This is a genomic window from Achromobacter sp. MUI-25009338, from assembly GCF_057359325.1.
In genome coordinates this window covers 5,428,283-5,446,120 of sequence record NZ_CM170627.1, presented here as the reverse complement: position 1 = coordinate 5,446,120, position 17,838 = coordinate 5,428,283, and the positions used below count along the sequence as shown (strand labels likewise).

The window sequence follows — 17,838 nt, the reverse complement described above, 5'->3', positions numbered from 1 at the left end:
GGTTCAGGCCAGGGTGGCGGGCAGGTCGGCGACAGTCAGGAACAGCTCGTCGGGGCTGCGCTCGCGCAGCGCCTCGACGTGGTTATAACCCCAGGCGACGGATCCGACGCGCACGCCCGCCTTGCGGGCGGCGTCGATGTCGCGCATTTCGTCGCCCACCAGCAGGAAGCGTTCCGGCGCGGTGCCGTGCTGCCTGAGCAGGCGGTCGATCTTGGCGGACTTGCCGAACAGGTCAGTGCCGCATTCGAAATCGTCGAACAGCGCAGCGGTCTGCTCGCCCAGCACGCGCCGCACGTTCTCGATGGAATTCGAGCTGACCACGGCCAGGCGCAGCCCGGCCGCCTTCAGCCGCGCCAGCGCGTCCGGGATGCCGTCGAACAGCTGCACGCTGGGGTCGATCTCCTGCATCAGCGTGCGCACGTGGGCCATGATGGCCGGCAGCTTCCACAGCGGAATGCCGAGGTACTTCAGGATCTCGGCGGCCTCGCGGTGGCGCAGCTGGTCGCGCTCGGCGGCGTCGATCTTGCGAAAGCCGTATTTGTCGGCCACCGTGTTGAGGATGGAATTGAACCAGGGCATGGTGTCGGCCAGGGTTCCGTCGAAGTCGAAAGCGGCGAGGTCGTATTTCAAGTGCAGGGTCCAGTGCGCGTCCGGCGCCGGCGTCAGACGCCGTCGGGGTGGAGGAGGTAGTGCACGACCGGCGCCAGGGCTTCCAGCGGCGGGGCGCCGGCCACGACGCGGGCCGCGTCGGTCCACGGATAGTCCAGCGCCAGCAGCCAGCCGAAGACCGCGTCGGCGTCGGCGGCGGGCAGCGTCACCATGGTCTCGATGGTGATGACCAGGCTGGAGGCGCGGTAGGGCTGCGGCTGGAATTCCCAGTCATAGCGGCCACAGCCCACGCGCACGTTGCCGCTGGCCTTTTCGGTCATGCCGACGATCCAGTCGCAGCGGTAGCCCGGCAGCTGCGCGCCGGCCTTGGGCCGCGACAGATAGAAGGTGTAGACGTTGTCGTAGGTCTGGCCGAACTTGCGCACCAGCGTGTCGGCGATGGCCGCCAGGCCGTGCGATTCCGGCGGAAAGGCGATGGCCTGCGTGCGCAGCGCCATCTTCAGCACCGCGTCCGGCGCGAACGCGCGCGCCATGTAGTGCGGGCGGTTCTCGTCCTTGGCGTGGAAATAGTCGCGCAAGACGGATTCGGTGCTGGCGGGGGGCAATGTAGCGGGGGACATCGCAAGAGCTTCCATGAATGGGGGCGTCAGGCCTTGACCGGGTCGAACCACTTCGAGACGTTGGGCGGCTCGTAGATGGCGTAGCGGTCCAGCAGCAGGGCGGGGTCGGATTCCACCACCAGCATGTCGCGATGCTGGGGGCGGATGAATTCCTCATCGACGGCGTGGTCCACGAACCGGACCAGCGCGTCGTAATAGCCCGCCGTGTTCAGCAGGCCGCAGGGTTTCTGGTGCATGTTCAGCTGCGCCCAGGTCCAGACCTCGAAGAATTCTTCCAGCGTGCCGGCGCCGCCGGGCAGCGCGATGAATCCATCGGCCTTCTCCATCATCATGGCCTTGCGCTCGTGCATGCTCTGCACCAGGTGCAGCTCGGTCAGGCCGCGGTGCGCCTGTTCCTTTTTCTGCAGCAGTTCCGGGATCACGCCGATCACGCGGCCGCCGCCGGCCAGCACTTCATTGGCCACCACGCCCATGATGCCGACCACCGATCCGCCGTACACCAGCCCTAGATCGCGCTTGACCAGCTCCCGGGCCAGCACGCGGGCCTGCTCGATGTAGTCCGGCCGCGATCCGGGGTTGGAGCCGCAATACACGCAAATGTTCTTCAGAGTCATAGGGTTCGGGCGACGCTGTCCCGTTACAGATTGCGTCACGGGTTTTCGGGAAGCCCATAGTTTACGCAAGGTTCCCGAAGCATCCCGGCCGCCGCCGTATTCGGGGCCAGGGGCAATGTTTCGACACAGCATGTTCCGCCACGATCGGTAGACTGGGAGCTACGGATCGACTGGAAGCCCCAGGTCGCAGCGCTTTCACTTAACCCAAGAGGAGCCACGATATGGAACAAGCAACCCGTACCCGCCCGTTCGACATGGACGTCAAGGCCATACGCGCCAAGGCCCGCCAGGACATCGAATCCGGCGCCGTCACCGACACCTACCGCGCCGACCGGCAGACCGTGCTCAAGCTGCTCAACGAGGCGCTGGCCACCGAAATCGTCTGTGTGCTGCGCTACAAGCGCCACTATTTCATGGCGCGCGGCCTGAACGCCGAACCCGTCGCCGCCGAATTCGCCGAACACGCCACGCAGGAACAGGAACACGCCGACCGGCTGTGCGAACGCATCGTGCAGCTGGGCGGCGAGCCCAACCTGTCGCCCAAGGGCCTGCTCGACCGCAGCCATTCCGAGTACGTCGAAGGCTCTACGCTGGTGGACATGATCAAGGAGAACCTGATCGCCGAACGCATCGCCATCGACAGCTATCGCCAGATGATCGAGTACATCGGCGAGCAGGACTCCACCACGCGCCGCCTTCTTGAAGAGATCCTGGCCGTGGAAGAGGAGCATGCCGACGACATGTCGGACTTCCTGGCCAAGCGTTGAGCGGCGGCGCGCGCCGTCAGAGGGCGTCGGCCCAGAGGTCGTATTCGTCGGAATCGGTGACGCGCGCGCGCACCATGTCGCCCGCCTTCAGCGGGCGCTCGGCGCTCACGTAGACGCAGCCGTCGATCTCCGGCGCGTCGCCGGCGCTGCGGCCCACGGCGCCGTCCTCGTCCACTTCGTCGATCAGCACGTCGATCTCGCGGCCCACCTTGCGTTTCAGGCGGGCGGCCGAGATGGACTGCTGCAGCTCCATGAAGCGCTCCCAGCGCTCCTGCTTGACCTCGTCGGGCACCGGGTCGGCCAACTGGTTGGCGGGCGCGCCTTCCACCGGTGAATACTGGAAGCAGCCCACGCGGTCCAGCTGCGCTTCCTGCATCCAGTCCAGCAGGTACTGGAAGTCCTCTTCGGTTTCCCCGGGGAAACCGACGATGAAGGTCGAACGGATCGTCAGGTCCGGGCAGATCTCGCGCCAGCGCTTGATGCGCGCCAGCGTCTTGTCTTCGAAGGCCGGGCGCTTCATGGCCTTGAGGATGCGCGGGCTGGCGTGCTGGAACGGGATGTCCAGGTACGGCAGGATCTTGCCTTCGGCCATCAGCGGAATCACCTCGTCCACGTGCGGATACGGATAGACGTAGTGCAGGCGCGTCCACACGCCCATCTCGGACAAGGCCGTACAGAGTTCGGTCATGCGCGTCTTCACCGGGCGGCCGTTCCAGAAGCCGCTGCGGTACTTCACGTCCACGCCGTAGGCGCTGGTGTCCTGCGAAATCACCAGCAGTTCCTTCACGCCGGCCTTGACCAGGCGTTCGGCCTCGTTGAGTACGTCGCCCACTGGCCGGCTGACCAGGTCGCCGCGCATCGATGGGATGATGCAGAAACTGCAGCGGTGGTTGCAGCCTTCCGAAATCTTCAGATAGGCGTAGTGGCGCGGCGTGAGCTTCACGCCCTGCGGCGGCACCAGGTCCAGGTAGGGGTTGTGGTCCTTCCTGGGCGGCGCGGCCTCGTGCACGGCGCGCACGACCTCTTCGTACTGTTGCGGCCCGGTCACCGCCAGCACGCTGGGGTGCACGTCGCGGATCACCGATTCCTCCACGCCCAGGCAGCCGGTCACGATGACCTTGCCGTTCTCGGCCAGCGCCTCGCCGATCGCTTCCAGCGACTCCGCCTTGGCGCTGTCGATGAACCCGCAGGTATTGACCACCACCACGTCGGCGTCATCGTAGTCGGGCGTGACCTGGTAGCCTTCGGTGCGCAGCTGGGTCAGGATGCGTTCGGAATCGACCAGCGCTTTCGGGCAGCCGAGCGACACGAACCCCACGCGCGGCACGCGGCCGTCTGCGGCGGCCGCGGCGATCGCGTCGCCCAGTTGCTTGCCGGTTTCGTTCGCGGGCGCCTTGACGTCAGCGTTGACGGAGCCTTTGCCGGCCCGGGATTTTTCCTGAATTTCCAATCTAGTTCACCGTAGTGTTCGTGTCGTCCGCATGCCAGGGCGGCAGGTCGCGCAGTGTTTCCGGGTGCAGGATGGCGACGCGCAACAGGGTCTTGGCCGCGCCCGAAGGGTTGCGGCGGCCCTGTTCCCAGTCCTGCAGGGTACGCACGCTGACGCCCAGCAGTTCCGCGAAATCCGCCTGGGGCAGGCCGACGCGGCTGCGTGCTTCGCTGATGCGCGACGGCTGCCACCGGGCGGCATGTGCCGGTGGGGCTGCTTTTTTCATGACTCGTTCGAAGGTCGGGCGGCGCCTGGCTGCGGCCGCCCAGGGATACAGACCGTCGTGCCGGGGAAGGCGACGAGGGGTAGGGCGTGATTATACGGCATTGCCGTAGGCGCGCATTTGAGGGGCGCGCAACGGCGCCGCCGATCGGCCCGTGCGCGCGAGCGGGCGTCTGCCCTGGGCAGAAGCGGCCGCTGGCAAGCCTAAAGATACCTATCGGTACCTTTATGATAGCGTCCATTTATTCTTATAAATACCTATTTATTAAGGGTAATTTCCTAGGGTATGCCCTCGCATTGACTTATATAGATACTGCATAGTATGTTCTACCCAGAAAGTGACCACGCAGGAGACAGGCGCGCGTAGGGTTCACTCACCGGCTCACCAACCCATGGCAAGGATGTCTGGAAATATGGATACCCCACGTTGGAAGCAGCGTCCGGAGGGGTCGAATTGGGGCGATTTCGGCCCCGACGACCAAATCGGCCGCATGAATCTGCTGACCCCGCAAACCCGCTTGCGCGCATTTCGCGAGGTTCAGGAAGGCTTGGCCTTCTGCCTCAGTCTGCCGCTCGACTATCCCGGCGGGAACACCTTGTTCCAGCATCGCCGCGAACCGCAGTTCTCTTACGACAGGCGCGGCGATGGCTATAACTACAACTACCGCCTGTCGCAGGTCTGTCCCTGCTTCAACGACGTCGTCTCCGACGATGCGGTGCTGATGTTCCTGCAGTACTCGACCCAATGGGACGGACTGGGCCATGTCGGGCAGATGTTCGACGCCAATGGCGACGGCCTTCCCGAAAAGGTCTATTACAACGGCTACCGGGGCGGCCTGGAGGTGGTCGGTCCGGACGACGCCAAGAGCGGCCTGGGGGCCAAGGCCATCGGCATCGAGCGCATGGCGACCGCAGGCGTGCAGGGGCGGGGGGTGATGGTCGATCTGGAACGCCGCTACGGGCGCGAGCGCGCCCTGGTCGGCTATGACGAGCTCATGGCGGCCCTGGAGGGCGTCACGGTGTTGCCGGGCGACTTTCTTTGTCTTTATACGGGTTTCGCCGACCTGGTCCTCGAAATGAACAAGCAGCCCGACGGGGAAGTCCTGGCGCGCTCCTGCGCCGTGCTCGACGGCCGGGATGAGCGGTTGCTGCAATGGATTACCGATTCCGGCATCGTGGCGATCTGCGCCGACAACTTTGCGGTAGAGGCGTATCCGGCCACGCCGGGCAAGGGCGAGCACTACCCGGGCCTGCCCTTGCATGCGCACTGCCTGTTCAAGCTGGGGCTGCATCTGGGTGAGCTCTGGTACTTCGCCGAGCTGGCGCAATGGCTGCGCGAGCATGGGCGCAGCACTTTCCTGTTGACCGCGCCGCCCCTGCGCCTGCCCGGCGCGGTGGGTTCGCCCGTCACGCCAGTCGCCACCGTCTGACTCCGCCGGGCGGGATGCCCGGCTTTCAATTGCTTTTATTCGGAGACCGCAATGCTCGCTCGCATTCCGGCCTGGACCCTCGCGGTCCTGGCCAGCCTCGCGCCGCTGGCGCACGCCGCCCCGGGTTATCCCGACAAACCGGTAACGCTCGTCATCCCTTTCCCGCCCGGGGGCACCAGCGATGTGGTGGGCCGGCAGCTCGCCATGCAGCTGGGCGAGGAACTGGGCGGAACGTTCGTCGTGAACAACAAGGCCGGCGCGTCCAGCATGATCGGCGCCACCTTCGTGGCCCGCGCGCCCAAGGACGGCTACACCTTGCTGCTGTCGTCCGGCAGCACCTTCACCGTCACGCCGCACCTGATGACGCAGATGTCGTACACGCTGGACGACTTCGCGCCGGTCTCGGCCGTTGCAACGGTGCCGTTCGCCTTCGTGGTGAAGAAGGACTTTCCGGCCCGGACCGTGGCCGATTACGCCGCCTACGCCAAGGCCCATCCCGGCAAGATCAACAATGCCACCAATGGGCTGGGCAGCATGGTGCACCTGCTGGGCGAGCTGGCCGCAACCGGCATGGGCGTGGAGGTGACCCAGGTGCACTACAAGGGCGCCGCTCCGGCGACCGTGGACATGATCGGCGGCGTGGTCGATTCCAACGTGGAGGCGCTCACCAGCGCGGTGCCGAATGTGCGGGCGGGGCAGTATCGGGCGCTCGCCGTGTTGAGTCCGCAGCGCCAGCCGTTGTTGCCCGACGTGCCCACGTTCGCCGAACTGGGCTATCCGGAGATCGTCGGGGAAACCTGGTACGCGGTGTTTGCGCCGGCCGGCACGCCGCCCGCGGTGGTGGAAAAGCTGAACGGCGCATTGCGCAAGATCACGGCATCGCCACAATTCGTCAAGACCATGCAGCAGATCGGCAATCAGCCGCGCAGCAGCAGTCCGGAAGAGCTGCGGGAGATCACCCTGCGCGAAAGCCGGCGTTGGGGCGATCTCATCGAGAAACTGAATATCCCGCCCGTGCAGTAGGCGCAGGGACGGGGCGCCCCGGCTGCGCCCCGTTCAGCGCGGCAGATAACCCAGCGCCTGCATTGCGCGCAGATGATCGAGCACCGCCTCCTCGCTATCGATGCAGTCGCCGAAACCCGCCTGGCGCAGCTTGATGGTCGATACGAGCGGGGGCAGCGGCAGCGGATGTTGCGCCGACCATGTCGCATCGGCGTACTGCCACGACAGCCCGATAAGGTCCGAAAGTTCCTCCACCCGCAGCCGTTCGCGCCGCGCGATCCCGCGCCACGCCCGGGCTTCGCCCGGCATGGCTTCGCGCATGCGGGTGCGCACCGGCTCTCCCAGCGGCATGTCGAAGAACTCCGCCAGGCGTTCGAACAGCTGGCGCCAGACGATCACGTCGCCATTGGCGATATTGAACGCTTCGCCCGAGGCCTGCGGCGCGTCCCAGGCCCATTCGACCGCCCGGGCGATCAGGCGCGCGTCAGTACACTCCGTCAGCAGCTCCGGATGTCCCGGGTAGGCCAGCGGCTGCCCGGCCTCGCGCAACAGCGCGGCGTACGCTCCCAGCGTGGCGACCGGATTCATGGCGCTGCCCAGGGCAACCCCAAGCACGATCTGGGGGCGGAAGATCGTCCAGCCGAATCCCCGCCGCCGCGCCAGTTCGGCCACCAGGTCCTGCTGGTCGAAATAGAAGTTCGCGTGGTCGCGCACGGCGTCCTGCTCGCGCGCCGGAACGTGCCTCATCTGGCCGTTGTGCACGCCGTATGCCTTGGTCCCCTGCAACAGGGTTACGTGCGCGAGGGGCGCGCCGTCCAGCGCCGACAGCGTGTTGGCCAGCATCCGCGTGTTGAGGGCGACATTGTCCGGGTCCCGCCAGCCTTTGAGCAGGTCGGCCTGCTCATTCAGGGCGGCGTAGACCAGGTGGGTCGTGTCGCGGTGGCCGGCCAGGGCCCGCCGCGTCGCGTCGGCGTCCCGGAGGTCCGCCGAAATCCAGGTCGCTTCCGGCGCGAAGTCGGCCGTGCGGCGCGACAGCCCCGCGCACTGTATGCCCGGCCTGCCCCCCATATGCTCCATGACGGCCCGGCCCACCACCCCGAGGGCGCCCACCACCAGCACTTTTCTCGCTGTCATTGGCCTGCTCCGAATTCCAATGCGCCGTTATCGATGGCTATCGCGTCGCGTTCGGCCACCACGGCGCAAAAGCGCGCCCGCCCGGGTTCGTCCTGCCACACGTCCAGCCGCAGCGTCTCGCCGGGATAGACCGGCGCGCGAAACCGGCCGCTCATGGCGCGTAACCGTTCCGGCGCGCCGCCGCAGCACAGGCGCACCAGGCCATGCCCGGCCACGCCGAAACTTGCCATGCCGTGCAGGATGGGACGGTCGAATCCAGCCGCGCGCGCGGCCGCGGGATCGATGTGCAGCGGGTTCAGGTCGGCCGAAAGGCGGTAGATGAGCGCTGCCTGCGGCGAGGTCGGGCATTCGGTGCGCTGATCGGGCTTGCGCTCGGGCAAGGGCGCAGGCGCCGGGCGCACCGATGGCGCGCCGCCGAAGCCGCCATCGCCGCGGCAGAATACGGTCTGCTGCATGGTGGCCACCAACGCGCCATCCTCCATGTCGAATAGATCGCGCTCGGCGTACAGCAAGGCGCCTTTGCCTGGCCCCTTGTCGGCCAGGTCGACGATGCGCGTCGCGCTCCGGACCCGCCCCTGGGCGGCGAGCGGCCGGTGCAGCCGGATGGACTGCTCGCCATGCACCGTGCGCCGCCAATCCAGGCCCAGCGGCAGGTCGCGCAGCCAGAAGCCGGGATCGGCCAGCACATTGACCAGGGTGGGCTGGACCTTCAGGCGGGTTTCGTCGACGAAGGCGAGATCCGCCTCGTCGGCCGGATGCATGCCGGCGCCGAGCGCGAGCGCATAGAGCACGCAGTCGCGCCAGCCGTACTGCTGAACGGAGTCGGGAATGCGCGCGGCCAGCAGCGCTTCTGGATCGATGGGCATACGGGCCTCACAAGGTGTCGGCGGTGCCGAGGATGGCCGTGGCCTGGCTGGACAGCACGCCGCCGTTGGCATGCGCCAGCGAGACGCGGGCATCCGGCACTTGCCGTTCGCCCGCCTCGCCGCGCAGTTGCTGCACCGACTCCAGCAGGGTGAACAGGCCATACATGCCGGGATGATTGCAGGAGAGGCCGCCGCCATTGGTATTCACCGCCAGCCTGCCCCCGGGCGCGATCGCGCCGCCGGCGACGAAGCTTCCGCCTTCGCCCTTGGCGCAGAAGCCCAGGTCCTCCAGGAACAGGATGGTATTGATGGTGAAGGCGTCATAGAGCATCACGTGGTCGATATCGCGCGCCGACAGCCCGGCCATGGCGTACGCACGCTGTCCGGACTCGACCGCGCAGGTGGTGGACAGATCCGGCATCGCCGAGATCTGGCGGTGGCTGACCGCCACGCCCGTTCCCAGTATGTAAACGGGCGGCCGGCGCAGATCGCGCGCCCGTTCCGCGCTGACCAGCACCACGGCCGCGCCGCCGTCGGTTACCAGGCAACAGTCCGCCTTGCTGAGCGGGTCGCTGATCATGCGCGAGGCCAGCACGTCGTCGCGTGTGAGCGCGCCGCGCGCGTAGGCGTCGGGATTGCGCTGCGCCCACAGGCGGGCCGCCACCGCCACGTCGGCCAGCTGTTCGCGGGTAGTTCCGTATTGGTGCATGTGCCGGGCGGCCGCGAGCGCATAGCTGGAAATCGGATAGCGCGGCGCGAACGGCGTTTCGTAGGGCTGCGGATCGGGCATGGAGGCCAGCTTGCCGCCGGCCGTCAGCTGATTCGAGCCGTAGCAGATCAATGCCACGTCGCAAAGGCCTGTTTCCAGCGCGGCCATGGCCGATTGCAGGTGGAACAGGAACGATGCGCCGCCCACCATGGTGCCGTCGGCCTGGCGCGGGCGGATGCCCAGGCGCTCGGCCACGTTGAGCACGGGCAGCCCGGACGTGGACATGGCGCAGTAAAGGCCGTCGACGTCGCGCGGTCCCAGTCCGCAATCCTCCAGCGCCAGGACCGCCGCTTCCTGCAGTTGGTCGAAGGGCGAACGATCGGGGGAATTCCAGCGTCGGGTGTTGCCGATCCCCGCGATCGCGCAGCGGCCACGCAGGCGGGCGCTCATGGGCGTTCTCCTGCGGCGTCGAACACGACGTAGGCGCCGTCATCGCCGGAAACGATGCGGGCGCGGACAGGCAGGCCGATCGCGGGCGAGGAAGCGCCTTCGATGCGCGTCATCATGCGGGCACCGCCTTCCACTTCGACCAGCGCCACGTTGTAATCGCCGGCGCGGTCGCGTACGGTCGTCGTCGAATACACCACGCCCAGTCCGGGCGATTCCCGCCACGTCAATCGCGGACTGCCGCAAGCCCGGCACACCAGGGCAGGCGGAAACCGCACGCTGGCGCAGTCGTCGCAGTGCTGCAACAGAATCCGGCCTTCCAGCAGGCCCGCCTGATGATGGGCGTCAGGCCCCGGCCCATCGAAACGCGCGTCGCTTGCCATGTCCTACCTCCCTTGCCAGATGGGGGCGCGCTTCTCGGCGAACGCTGCCGAACCTTCGCGCGCGTCGGCCGAGGTGAAGACGTGCTCGGTCAGTTCGGTCTGGCGTTGCCAGATTTCATCCGCCGGCCAGCCCTGCGACTCCACGATGACGCGCTTGCTTGCCGCCACCGCCAAGGGCCCGTTGGCCACGATGCGGCGCGCCAGCTCGCGGGCGCGCTGGAGCGCTTCGCCAGGGGCGCTGACCTGATTGATCAGGCCATAGCCCAACGCCCGCGTTGCGGGGAACATGTCGCCGGTGAGCGCCAGTTCCAGGGCCACCCGATAAGGCAGTTGCCGTGGCAGGCGCACGAGGCCGCCCGCGGTGGCGGCCAGGCCGCGTTTGACCTCGGGCACGCCGAACTGGGCATTTTCGGCGGCAACCACCAGATCGCAGGCCAGCACCAGCTCGAAACCGCCCGCCAGCGCGTAGCCTTCTACGGCGGCGATGAGCGGCTTTTTCGGCGGACGCATGGTCAGGCCGCCGAATCCGCGACCCTCGATGCTGGGACGCTCGCCGCGCAGGAAACCTTTCAGGTCCATCCCGGCGCAGAACGATCCGCCGGCGCCCGTCAGGATACCGATGCGCAGATCGTCGCGGGCATCCAGTTCGTCCACGGCCGCCGCGATCGCGCGCGCCACGGCCAGCGTCACGGCGTTGCGGGCCTGGGGCCGGTTGATGGTGATCGTCAATATGCCTTCGCTGCTTTCCAGCAATACTTCGTCCTGCTCCATGGCGGTCTCCTGTTCGTGTCAACGCGGGGCCATGCGCAGGGCTCCGTCCAGACGGATGGTTTCGCCGTTGAGCATGGGATTGGCAATGATGTGTTCGGCCAGCAGCGCATATTCCGCCGGCGTCCCCAGGCGCGCCGGATGAGGCACCGATGCGGAAAGGGTCTTGCGGGCGTCTTCGGATACGCGGGCCAGCATGGGGGTGTCGAAGATGCCGGGCGCGATCGTGCACACGCGAATGGCCTTGCTGGCCAGGTCGCGGGCCGCCACGATGGTCATCCCCACGACCCCGGCCTTGGACGAGGCGTAGCCGATCTGGCCGATCTGGCCTTCATAGGCCGCCACCGACGCCGTCAGGATGCAGACGCCGCGCTCGCCTTCGGCGTCCGGCGCATTGCGGGCCATGTGCGCGGCCGCGATCCGCAGCGTGTTGAATGTTCCGATCAGGTTGATGCGGACGATGTCCGTATAGGTCTCCAGCGATCCTGGATTTCCCTCTTTGTCGACCAGCCGCACCGGTCCGCCCCGGCCCGCGCAGTGCACCAGCACACGCAAGGGGCCGAGCGTGGCCGCCAGTTCGCAGGCCGCCTGCACGTCCGCTTCGGCGGTGACGTCGGCGGGCGCGAACCGCGCTCCGATCTCGCCGGCCACGCGCTCGCCGTCGGACCCCGGCAGGTCCGCGATCACCACCTTTACACCCTGGGCGGCAAGGCGCCGCGCCGTTGCCAGGCCTAGCCCGGACGCGCCGCCCGTCACGAGCGCGCTACTGCCTTCTGTCTTCATGCCATCGACTCCTTGCCAAAAAGGGAGAACCCATAATACATACCATGCGGTATCTTTTCAACGAAGAAGTTAAGTCGATATTTTTACTAGGGAAAATGCCTATGAATAAATTAAAAGGCGGAGATTGACCTTTAAAGATACCGAATGGTATGTTTGCGTCGAGACGCGATTCCAACCAGGCGCAGCCCCGGAAAACAGTCGCCGTCGACCGTTGCACCACGCAGTCCCCCTTCACGCAGCACGGGCGGCCTCGGCCGCCGCAGCGCCGGCGCAGACCGGCGATACAAGACGAGGAGACAGGCATGAAGCGGTTACAACAGTTGTTGCAGATGGCGCTCCCGCTGGCGCTGGCAGCCACGATGGCGGTTCCTGCCGGAGCCGCTCCGGCGCCCATCAAGGTGGGAGTCATCTTCCCGTTATCGGGCGGCGCGGGTCCGCAGGGCCAGCACGTCACGCAGGCCATCCAGGCCATGGCGGCGGTGATCAACGAAGACGGCGGCGTGCTCGGCCGTCCGATCGAGATCGTGTCGCGCGACGACGAATCCACGCCGGCCGTCGGCGTGTCGCGGGCCACGGAACTGGTCAGCGCGGGGGTGTCGGTCATCATCGAGGGCTGGAACAGCCCCGTGACGCTGGCGATGCAGCCGGTGATCGCCCGCGCCGGCGTTCTGGACATCACCGCGATATCCAAGGCGGACCCGATACTCTCCGGCGAAGGCAATCCCCTGGCCATCCGGCTGAACAGCTCCAACGCCCAGGACGGAGCGATCATTGCCGATTACATCGCCAGGACGGCGGGCGCCAAGCGCGTCGCTTTTCTGACCGAGAACGATGCCTATGGCAATGGCGCGCAGGAATCCATCGAAAAAGCCCTGAAGGCGCTCGGCCACCCCTACGAGAAAGTGGCCGAGGAGAAATTTCCTTTCACGCAGGCCGATTTCCGGGTGGCCATGACCAACGTGCGCGCGGCCAAGCCGGACGTTACCGTCGCCATCAACGCGAACGAAGGGCTGGGCATGCCCGCCATCATCCGCCAGGCCCGTCAATCGCGGCTGCCGGGCCAGCTTGTGAGCGCGGTGGGCACCGTGGCGCCCAGCGTCATCAACGTGGCCGGCGATGCGTCGGACGGCCTGATCGGCGCCGACATCTATTTTCCCGACGTGGAGCCCTTCGCGTCGAATCCCGCCAACAAGCGGTTCGTAACGAAGACCCAGCAAATGTTCAAGCTCACGCCCGACAAGTTCATGGCGCTGGGCGCGACCTCGCTGCAGGTATGGGCCCTGGCGGCCAACGAGCTCAAGACGCTGGACCGCGAGCCTGTGGCCAAACGCATCCGCGGCGGCAGCTTCAAGGGCACGCTCATGGGCGACATCACCTTCGACCCCAATGGCCAGCTGCAGTCGCACTACTACCTGTTCACGGTCAAGAACCGCAAGATCGTGGTCAAGCCATGACATCGCCGGCCATGACCGCCGCCTTGCGCGTGCAGGGCCTGGGCGTGTGCTACGGCGCCCTGGTCGCCCTGGAGGACGTCAGCTGGGAAGTCAGCCGAGGCGAGCTGCTGGGCATCATCGGCCCCAACGGCGCCGGCAAGAGCTCCTGCTACGACGCGGTGTCGGCGCTGATTCCCCGGCGTGGCAGCGTTTATCTGCATGGACGCGATATCAGCCGCGTGCCGGCGCACGGCCTGGCGCGTCTGGGCATCAAGCGGGCGTTTCAGCAGAACGCCTTCTTCGACCAGCTGACGGTGCGCGACAACATGGTGGCGGCGCTTGGCGGCACGGCCAGCCTCGGAAACAGCATCTTGCGTCCGCTGGCGGCGGGCCGCCACGCGCAGGCGCTGCGCGAGCAGGCCGGCGATTGCCTGGAGCGGTTCGGCCTGCCGCGGGAAAGCCATGGCCTGCGGCCCCACGAGATCTCGTACGGCATGCAGCGCATGCTGTCGATCGCGCTCGCCTACGGCGCGGGCGCCGAGGTGCTGCTGCTGGACGAACCGGCGGCCGGGCTGGGCGGCACCGACATGACCGCGCTGACCGCCTTGCTGCATTCGCTCAAGGCCGAGGGCGTGGCCCTGGTGGTCATCGAACATCACATGGATCTGATCATGTCGGTCGCCGACCGGATCTGCGTGCTCAACCTGGGCCGGCCGCTGGCCTGCGGGACGCCGGCAGAGATCCAGCGCGATCCGCGCGTGCTGCAGGCCTACCTCGGAGGCGAGCAATGACTTCCTCAACCCCTGTATTGAGCGCGCGCCGGCTGGAAGTCTCGTACGCCGGCAACCGGGTGCTCCAGCTCGACCAGCTGGATATCCGTGCCGGCGAGATCGTCGGCGTTATCGGCGCCAATGGCGCGGGCAAATCGACGCTCATCAACGCGATGCTGGGCTGGTCGCGCGGCCGTCCCGCCGTGAGCGGCGAGGTCTCGCTGTCGGGCAGGCCGGTAGGCCGGCTGCCGACGCACGAGCGCGTGCGCGCCGGCCTGCTGCTGGTGCCGGAATCGCGGCTGGTGTTTTCGCAGATGACCGTCCAGGAGAATCTCACTCCCGCCGTCGCGCCGGTGGAGGAGCCGGGGCGCCGCTACTACCGCCGCGACGACGTCTATGCGCTTTTTCCGCGCTTGCAAGAGCGCCGCCACCATCTCGGCGGACAGCTGTCGGGAGGCGAACGGCAGATGCTGGGCATCGGCCGATCGCTCATGATGGGGCCGCGCGCGTTGTTGCTGGATGAACCTTCCATCGGACTGGCGCCCATGCTGGTGACGCAGGTGCTGCAAAGCCTGCGCGCCCTGGCCAGCGCCGGCCTGGCCGTCCTGCTGGTCGAACAGAACGTGCGCGCCGCCTTGCAGGTGGTCGACCGCCTGCTGCTGCTCGAGCGCGGCAGGCTCGTGCTGCAGGGGCCCGCCGCCGAAGTCGGCGCGGACCCGCGCATCGCGCAGGCCTATCTGGGAGCACATACGGCATGAGCCTGCTACAACAACTGATCAATGGCCTGGTCCTCGGCCATGCCTATGCCCTCATAGCCATCGGCTGGACCCTGTTGCTGGGCGTGGCCCGGCTGGTCAACTTCGGCCACGGCCAGATGTACATGCTGGGCGCCTTCGTCACCTGGTGGGCCACCACCACCGCCGGCCTGCCGTATCTGCTGGCCTTGCCGCTGGCCATGGCCGCCGGCGCGCTGATCGGACTTTTCATGCAGCGCATCATGCTGCGCGCCACCTTCGAACAGAACCTGGTGTCGATCATGATCATGACGCTGGGCTTCGGCTACGTGATGCACGGGGCCGCGTCGCTGGCCTTCGGATCGACCGGCCAGATCCTGGACACCGCATGGTCCCGGCACGATATCGAATTCGGCGAGCTGTGGCTGACGTGGCAGGACGCGGCCATCGTGGCGGCCGCCATCCTGCTGTTCCTGCTGCTCAAGCGCGCGCTCGATGGCAGCCGCGCAGGCCGCCTGGTCCGCATGGTGGCCGAGGATCCCAAGCTCGCACAGCTGGCGGGCATCAACGTGCGCCGGGTCTATTACGGCGTGTTCGCGTTCGAAGGCGCGGCGGTCGCGCTGGCGGCCGGCCTGGTGGCGCCGCGCACTCCCATCCTGACCTCCATGGGTTTCGAGGAGGTGATCATCACCTTCGTGGTGGTGGTGCTGGGAGGCATCGGGAGCGTGACCGGCAGCTATGCCGCCGGGGTCGCGCTCGGCGTTTTCACCGCGCTGTTCAGCGCGTTGATCTCGCCCGCCTATGCGACGGCCGCCGCGTTCGCCGTGCTGATCGCGGTCCTGGTGCTACGCCCCGGTGGCCTGAGCGCCGGCGCCATGAAAGGAGTCCATTGATGGCCACGTTATCCGTCTCCCGCCTCGCGCTGCTGCCGGGCGCCGCCGTCGTGTTCTTCCTGCCCGCCTGGCTGGGCGGCAGCCAGGCCCTTTATAGCGCCGCCGTGCTGATCGCGATCATGGCCGTCATGGCCTATGGCCTGGACGTCATCGTCTCCGACCTGGGCGAGGTCAGCCTCGGCCACACCGTCTTCTTCGCCGCGGGCGCGTATGTGACGGCCTTGCTCGCCACCCGCACCGGAGCGGGCGCCTGGCTGACGCTGGCCGCGTCCATCGCAGTGGCGCTCGGCCTGGCCGCCCTTGTCGGCCTGGTCACGCTGCGCCTGCGCGAATTCGTCTTTTCGCTGGTGACGTACGCCGTCTCGGTGGTGGCGGTGACCTTGGCCGCGAACTGGGCATTCCTGGGAGGCTCGGACGGCATCCGCGGCCTGCCGACGCTGGATCTGTCGATCGGCCCCTGGCCACTGACCGCGGGCAATGACGAGGCGCTCTGGCCCTATGCGTTCGCGCTGCTGGCGGTCACGCTCTATCTGGTGGACCGCTTCCGCCATTCCCGCCTGGGACAGGCCGCGCTCATGGTGCACCTGAATCCGCGCCTGGCCACCATGAACGGCATCGATCCTCTCAAGGTACGCCTGCAGGTATTCCTGTTCTCCGCGCCGATCACGGCCTGCGCGGGCTGGCTCTATGCCTACCAGCGCGCCTACGTGAGCGCCGACATCCTGGAGACCTATTTCCTCATCCTGATGCTGACCGCGGTCGTGCTTGTCGGCCGCCGCCAGCTGCTCGGACCGCTGCTCGCCACGGCGCTGGTGCTGATCCAGGAGAAGTTTTTTTCATTCGGCGGCTATGTCGACAAGATCGTGCTCGGCAGCCTGCTGATCCTTGTTCTGGCCTTTTTCCCGCAAGGGCTCATGGGCCTGCTGACGACGCGTCGCAAGCAGCCCCGAGCCATGGCGACCACACTGGAGAACTCGAAGTGACCGTGATCTGGAATCCGACGCTGGACGATACCGCCACCCGCTGGCAAACCCTGGCCCATCGATTGGGCGCCGAACGCTTCGCGCCGCTGGCGCCCGAGCTGGACCGCGAGCAGCGCTACCCCTGGGAGACCATCTCGGCGCTGGTCGAGCACAAGTTCGCGGGCCTGTTCCTGCCCACCCAATGGGGCGGGCAGGGCGCCGACCTCGTCACCACGGTGGCGGCGGTGGAGGCGCTGGGCACGCACTGCGCGTCGACGGCGGCCATCATGTGCGCCTACCAGCTGGGCGCCTTCCCGCTGCTGCTGGCCGGCACGGACGAGCAAAAGTCCTTCTACCTGCGCGAAATGGCCGAGGGCCGCGCCACCAGCTTCGCCCTTTCCGAGCGGATCGCGGGCTCAGACGCCGCGGCCATCGAAGCCACGGCCGTGCGCGAAGGCGACGGCTGGCGGCTGCGCGGCGAGAAATACTGGATCGGCAATGGCGGCGCCTCGCGCTACTACGTCGTGTTCGCCAAGACCGATCCCGCGGCCGGCGGGCGCGGGATCAGCGCCTTCATGGTCGACAAGGAGCAGGAGGGCGCCGTCATCGACGAACTGTCGGACAAGATGGGCATCCGCGGCACCCAGACTTCGAACCTCAAGCTCGATCTCGTGGTGCCGGAAAGCGCCCGGGTGGGCGAACTCAACCGCGCGCTGCGCCTGGCGCTCCAGACGCTGAACGTCGGCCGCATCATGGTTGCCGCCCAGTCGCTGGGCGTGGCGCTCGCCGGCTACCGCGAGGCGGCCGCCCGCGCGGTCGAGCGGCGGACCTTTGGCCAGCCCATCGGCGAAAACCAGGCCATCGGCTTTCGCCTGGCCGACATGGCGACCGAGATCTCCGCCGCCCGCATGATGCTCTACCAGGCTGCGCAAGCCTATGACCGGGGGGACGACGTGTCCAACCTGGGCGCGATGACCAAACTGTTCGCTTCGGAGGTTTCGCACCGGGTGGTGGACAATACCGTCCAGATCTGGGGCGGGCTGGGCTACTGCAAGCCAACGGTGGCAGAGCGGCTGTACCGCGACCAGCGCATACTTGAAATCTACGAGGGTTCTTCCGAAATCCAGCGGCTGGTGCTGTCGCGAGCGGTTCGCAAGGAGGCGGAAGAGCTGACTAATTGACCCGAATCCGACACGAGGTAGT

At 67.2% G+C, this 17,838-nt stretch carries 20 protein-coding genes; 9 read left to right on the top strand and 11 right to left on the bottom strand.

Features of this window, described 5'->3' with window-relative positions:
* Nucleotides 1-3 precede the first annotated feature (3 nt).
* The 3 genes from AC1IQ6_RS25740 to AC1IQ6_RS25730 are packed head-to-tail and all read right to left on the bottom strand — an operon-like array spanning nt 4 to nt 1,843.
* Nucleotides 4-630, bottom strand: a complete 627-nt coding sequence (locus tag AC1IQ6_RS25740; protein ID WP_102775258.1) for an HAD hydrolase-like protein — start codon at nt 628-630, stop codon at nt 4-6.
* A 32-nt stretch (nt 631-662) separates the two neighbouring features.
* Entirely contained in the window at nt 663-1,229 is a 567-nt protein-coding gene (locus tag AC1IQ6_RS25735; RefSeq protein WP_485865494.1) for a hypothetical protein, read from the bottom strand.
* Between the two features lie 26 nt (nt 1,230-1,255).
* Nucleotides 1,256-1,843 (bottom strand): LOG family protein, encoded by a 588-nt coding sequence (locus tag AC1IQ6_RS25730; protein ID WP_102775260.1) that lies wholly within the window; start codon nt 1,841-1,843, stop codon nt 1,256-1,258.
* A 221-nt stretch (nt 1,844-2,064) separates the two neighbouring features.
* On the opposite strand from AC1IQ6_RS25730, the gene AC1IQ6_RS25725 reads away from it, so the two are divergent.
* A complete protein-coding gene (locus AC1IQ6_RS25725; protein WP_485865493.1) occupies nt 2,065-2,610 on the top strand; it encodes a ferritin-like domain-containing protein in 546 nt (181 codons plus the stop codon).
* Nucleotides 2,611-2,626: 16 nt separating this feature from the next.
* Here AC1IQ6_RS25725 and rimO read toward each other — a convergent pair whose 3' ends face one another.
* Together rimO and AC1IQ6_RS25715 are read right to left on the bottom strand one after the other, a co-directional pair.
* Entirely contained in the window at nt 2,627-3,937 is a 1,311-nt protein-coding gene (gene rimO / locus AC1IQ6_RS25720; RefSeq protein WP_485866601.1) for a 30S ribosomal protein S12 methylthiotransferase RimO, read from the bottom strand.
* Nucleotides 3,938-4,061: 124 nt separating this feature from the next.
* Nucleotides 4,062-4,325, bottom strand: a complete 264-nt coding sequence (locus AC1IQ6_RS25715; RefSeq protein WP_102775269.1) for a helix-turn-helix domain-containing protein — start codon at nt 4,323-4,325, stop codon at nt 4,062-4,064.
* Between the two features lie 409 nt (nt 4,326-4,734).
* Here AC1IQ6_RS25715 and AC1IQ6_RS25710 point away from each other — a divergent pair, with 409 nt between their 5' ends.
* Nucleotides 4,735-5,751 carry a cyclase family protein gene (locus tag AC1IQ6_RS25710; protein WP_111826847.1) on the top strand — a complete coding sequence of 339 codons (1,017 nt, stop codon included), beginning with the start codon at nt 4,735-4,737 and terminating at the stop codon, nt 5,749-5,751.
* A 51-nt stretch (nt 5,752-5,802) separates the two neighbouring features.
* Nucleotides 5,803-6,774, top strand: coding sequence for a Bug family tripartite tricarboxylate transporter substrate binding protein (locus tag AC1IQ6_RS25705; RefSeq protein ID WP_102775271.1), 972 nt, complete (start codon nt 5,803-5,805; stop codon nt 6,772-6,774).
* Nucleotides 6,775-6,807: 33 nt separating this feature from the next.
* Here the strand turns inward: AC1IQ6_RS25705 and AC1IQ6_RS25700 are convergent, their stop codons facing one another.
* The 6 genes from AC1IQ6_RS25700 to AC1IQ6_RS25675 are packed head-to-tail and all read right to left on the bottom strand — an operon-like array spanning nt 6,808 to nt 11,843.
* Nucleotides 6,808-7,887 carry an NAD-dependent epimerase/dehydratase family protein gene (locus AC1IQ6_RS25700; protein ID WP_102775272.1) on the bottom strand — a complete coding sequence of 360 codons (1,080 nt, stop codon included), beginning with the start codon at nt 7,885-7,887 and terminating at the stop codon, nt 6,808-6,810.
* On the bottom strand, nt 7,884-8,753 hold the full coding sequence (locus AC1IQ6_RS25695) for a MaoC/PaaZ C-terminal domain-containing protein (RefSeq protein WP_485865492.1): 870 nt from the start codon (nt 8,751-8,753) through the stop codon (nt 7,884-7,886). Before AC1IQ6_RS25695 ends, AC1IQ6_RS25700 begins: the two co-directional genes overlap by 4 nt.
* 7 nt (nt 8,754-8,760) lie before the next feature.
* Nucleotides 8,761-9,912 (bottom strand): thiolase, encoded by a 1,152-nt coding sequence (locus AC1IQ6_RS25690; RefSeq protein ID WP_485865491.1) that lies wholly within the window; start codon nt 9,910-9,912, stop codon nt 8,761-8,763.
* The gene (locus AC1IQ6_RS25685) at nt 9,909-10,292 is read right to left on the bottom strand and encodes a Zn-ribbon domain-containing OB-fold protein (protein ID WP_485865490.1); all 384 of its coding nucleotides are present in this window, start codon (nt 10,290-10,292) and stop codon (nt 9,909-9,911) included. The genes AC1IQ6_RS25690 and AC1IQ6_RS25685 overlap by 4 nt, the downstream gene beginning before the upstream one ends.
* Before the next feature lie 3 nt (nt 10,293-10,295).
* Nucleotides 10,296-11,063: a crotonase/enoyl-CoA hydratase family protein gene (locus AC1IQ6_RS25680; RefSeq protein ID WP_102775276.1), complete on the bottom strand. Its 768-nt coding sequence runs from the start codon at nt 11,061-11,063 to the stop codon at nt 10,296-10,298.
* 18 nt (nt 11,064-11,081) lie between these two features.
* Nucleotides 11,082-11,843 carry an SDR family NAD(P)-dependent oxidoreductase gene (locus tag AC1IQ6_RS25675; protein WP_485865489.1) on the bottom strand — a complete coding sequence of 254 codons (762 nt, stop codon included), beginning with the start codon at nt 11,841-11,843 and terminating at the stop codon, nt 11,082-11,084.
* 302 nt (nt 11,844-12,145) lie between these two features.
* Here AC1IQ6_RS25675 and AC1IQ6_RS25670 point away from each other — a divergent pair, with 302 nt between their 5' ends.
* From AC1IQ6_RS25670 to AC1IQ6_RS25645, 6 genes are read left to right on the top strand one after another with little or no spacing between them, the layout of a single operon-like run.
* Nucleotides 12,146-13,297 (top strand): ABC transporter substrate-binding protein, encoded by a 1,152-nt coding sequence (locus AC1IQ6_RS25670; protein ID WP_102775278.1) that lies wholly within the window; start codon nt 12,146-12,148, stop codon nt 13,295-13,297.
* A gap of 11 nt (nt 13,298-13,308) precedes the next feature.
* Nucleotides 13,309-14,067, top strand: coding sequence for an ABC transporter ATP-binding protein (locus tag AC1IQ6_RS25665; protein ID WP_485865488.1), 759 nt, complete (start codon nt 13,309-13,311; stop codon nt 14,065-14,067).
* Entirely contained in the window at nt 14,064-14,804 is a 741-nt protein-coding gene (locus AC1IQ6_RS25660) for an ABC transporter ATP-binding protein (RefSeq protein ID WP_102775280.1), read from the top strand. The genes AC1IQ6_RS25665 and AC1IQ6_RS25660 overlap by 4 nt, the downstream gene beginning before the upstream one ends.
* Nucleotides 14,801-15,673 carry a branched-chain amino acid ABC transporter permease gene (locus AC1IQ6_RS25655; protein ID WP_485865487.1) on the top strand — a complete coding sequence of 291 codons (873 nt, stop codon included), beginning with the start codon at nt 14,801-14,803 and terminating at the stop codon, nt 15,671-15,673. Before AC1IQ6_RS25660 ends, AC1IQ6_RS25655 begins: the two co-directional genes overlap by 4 nt.
* A complete protein-coding gene (locus tag AC1IQ6_RS25650; protein ID WP_102775282.1) occupies nt 15,673-16,656 on the top strand; it encodes a branched-chain amino acid ABC transporter permease in 984 nt (327 codons plus the stop codon). Before AC1IQ6_RS25655 ends, AC1IQ6_RS25650 begins: the two co-directional genes overlap by 1 nt.
* On the top strand, nt 16,653-17,816 hold the full coding sequence (locus AC1IQ6_RS25645; RefSeq protein ID WP_102775283.1) for an acyl-CoA dehydrogenase family protein: 1,164 nt from the start codon (nt 16,653-16,655) through the stop codon (nt 17,814-17,816). Before AC1IQ6_RS25650 ends, AC1IQ6_RS25645 begins: the two co-directional genes overlap by 4 nt.
* Nucleotides 17,817-17,838 lie beyond the last annotated feature (22 nt).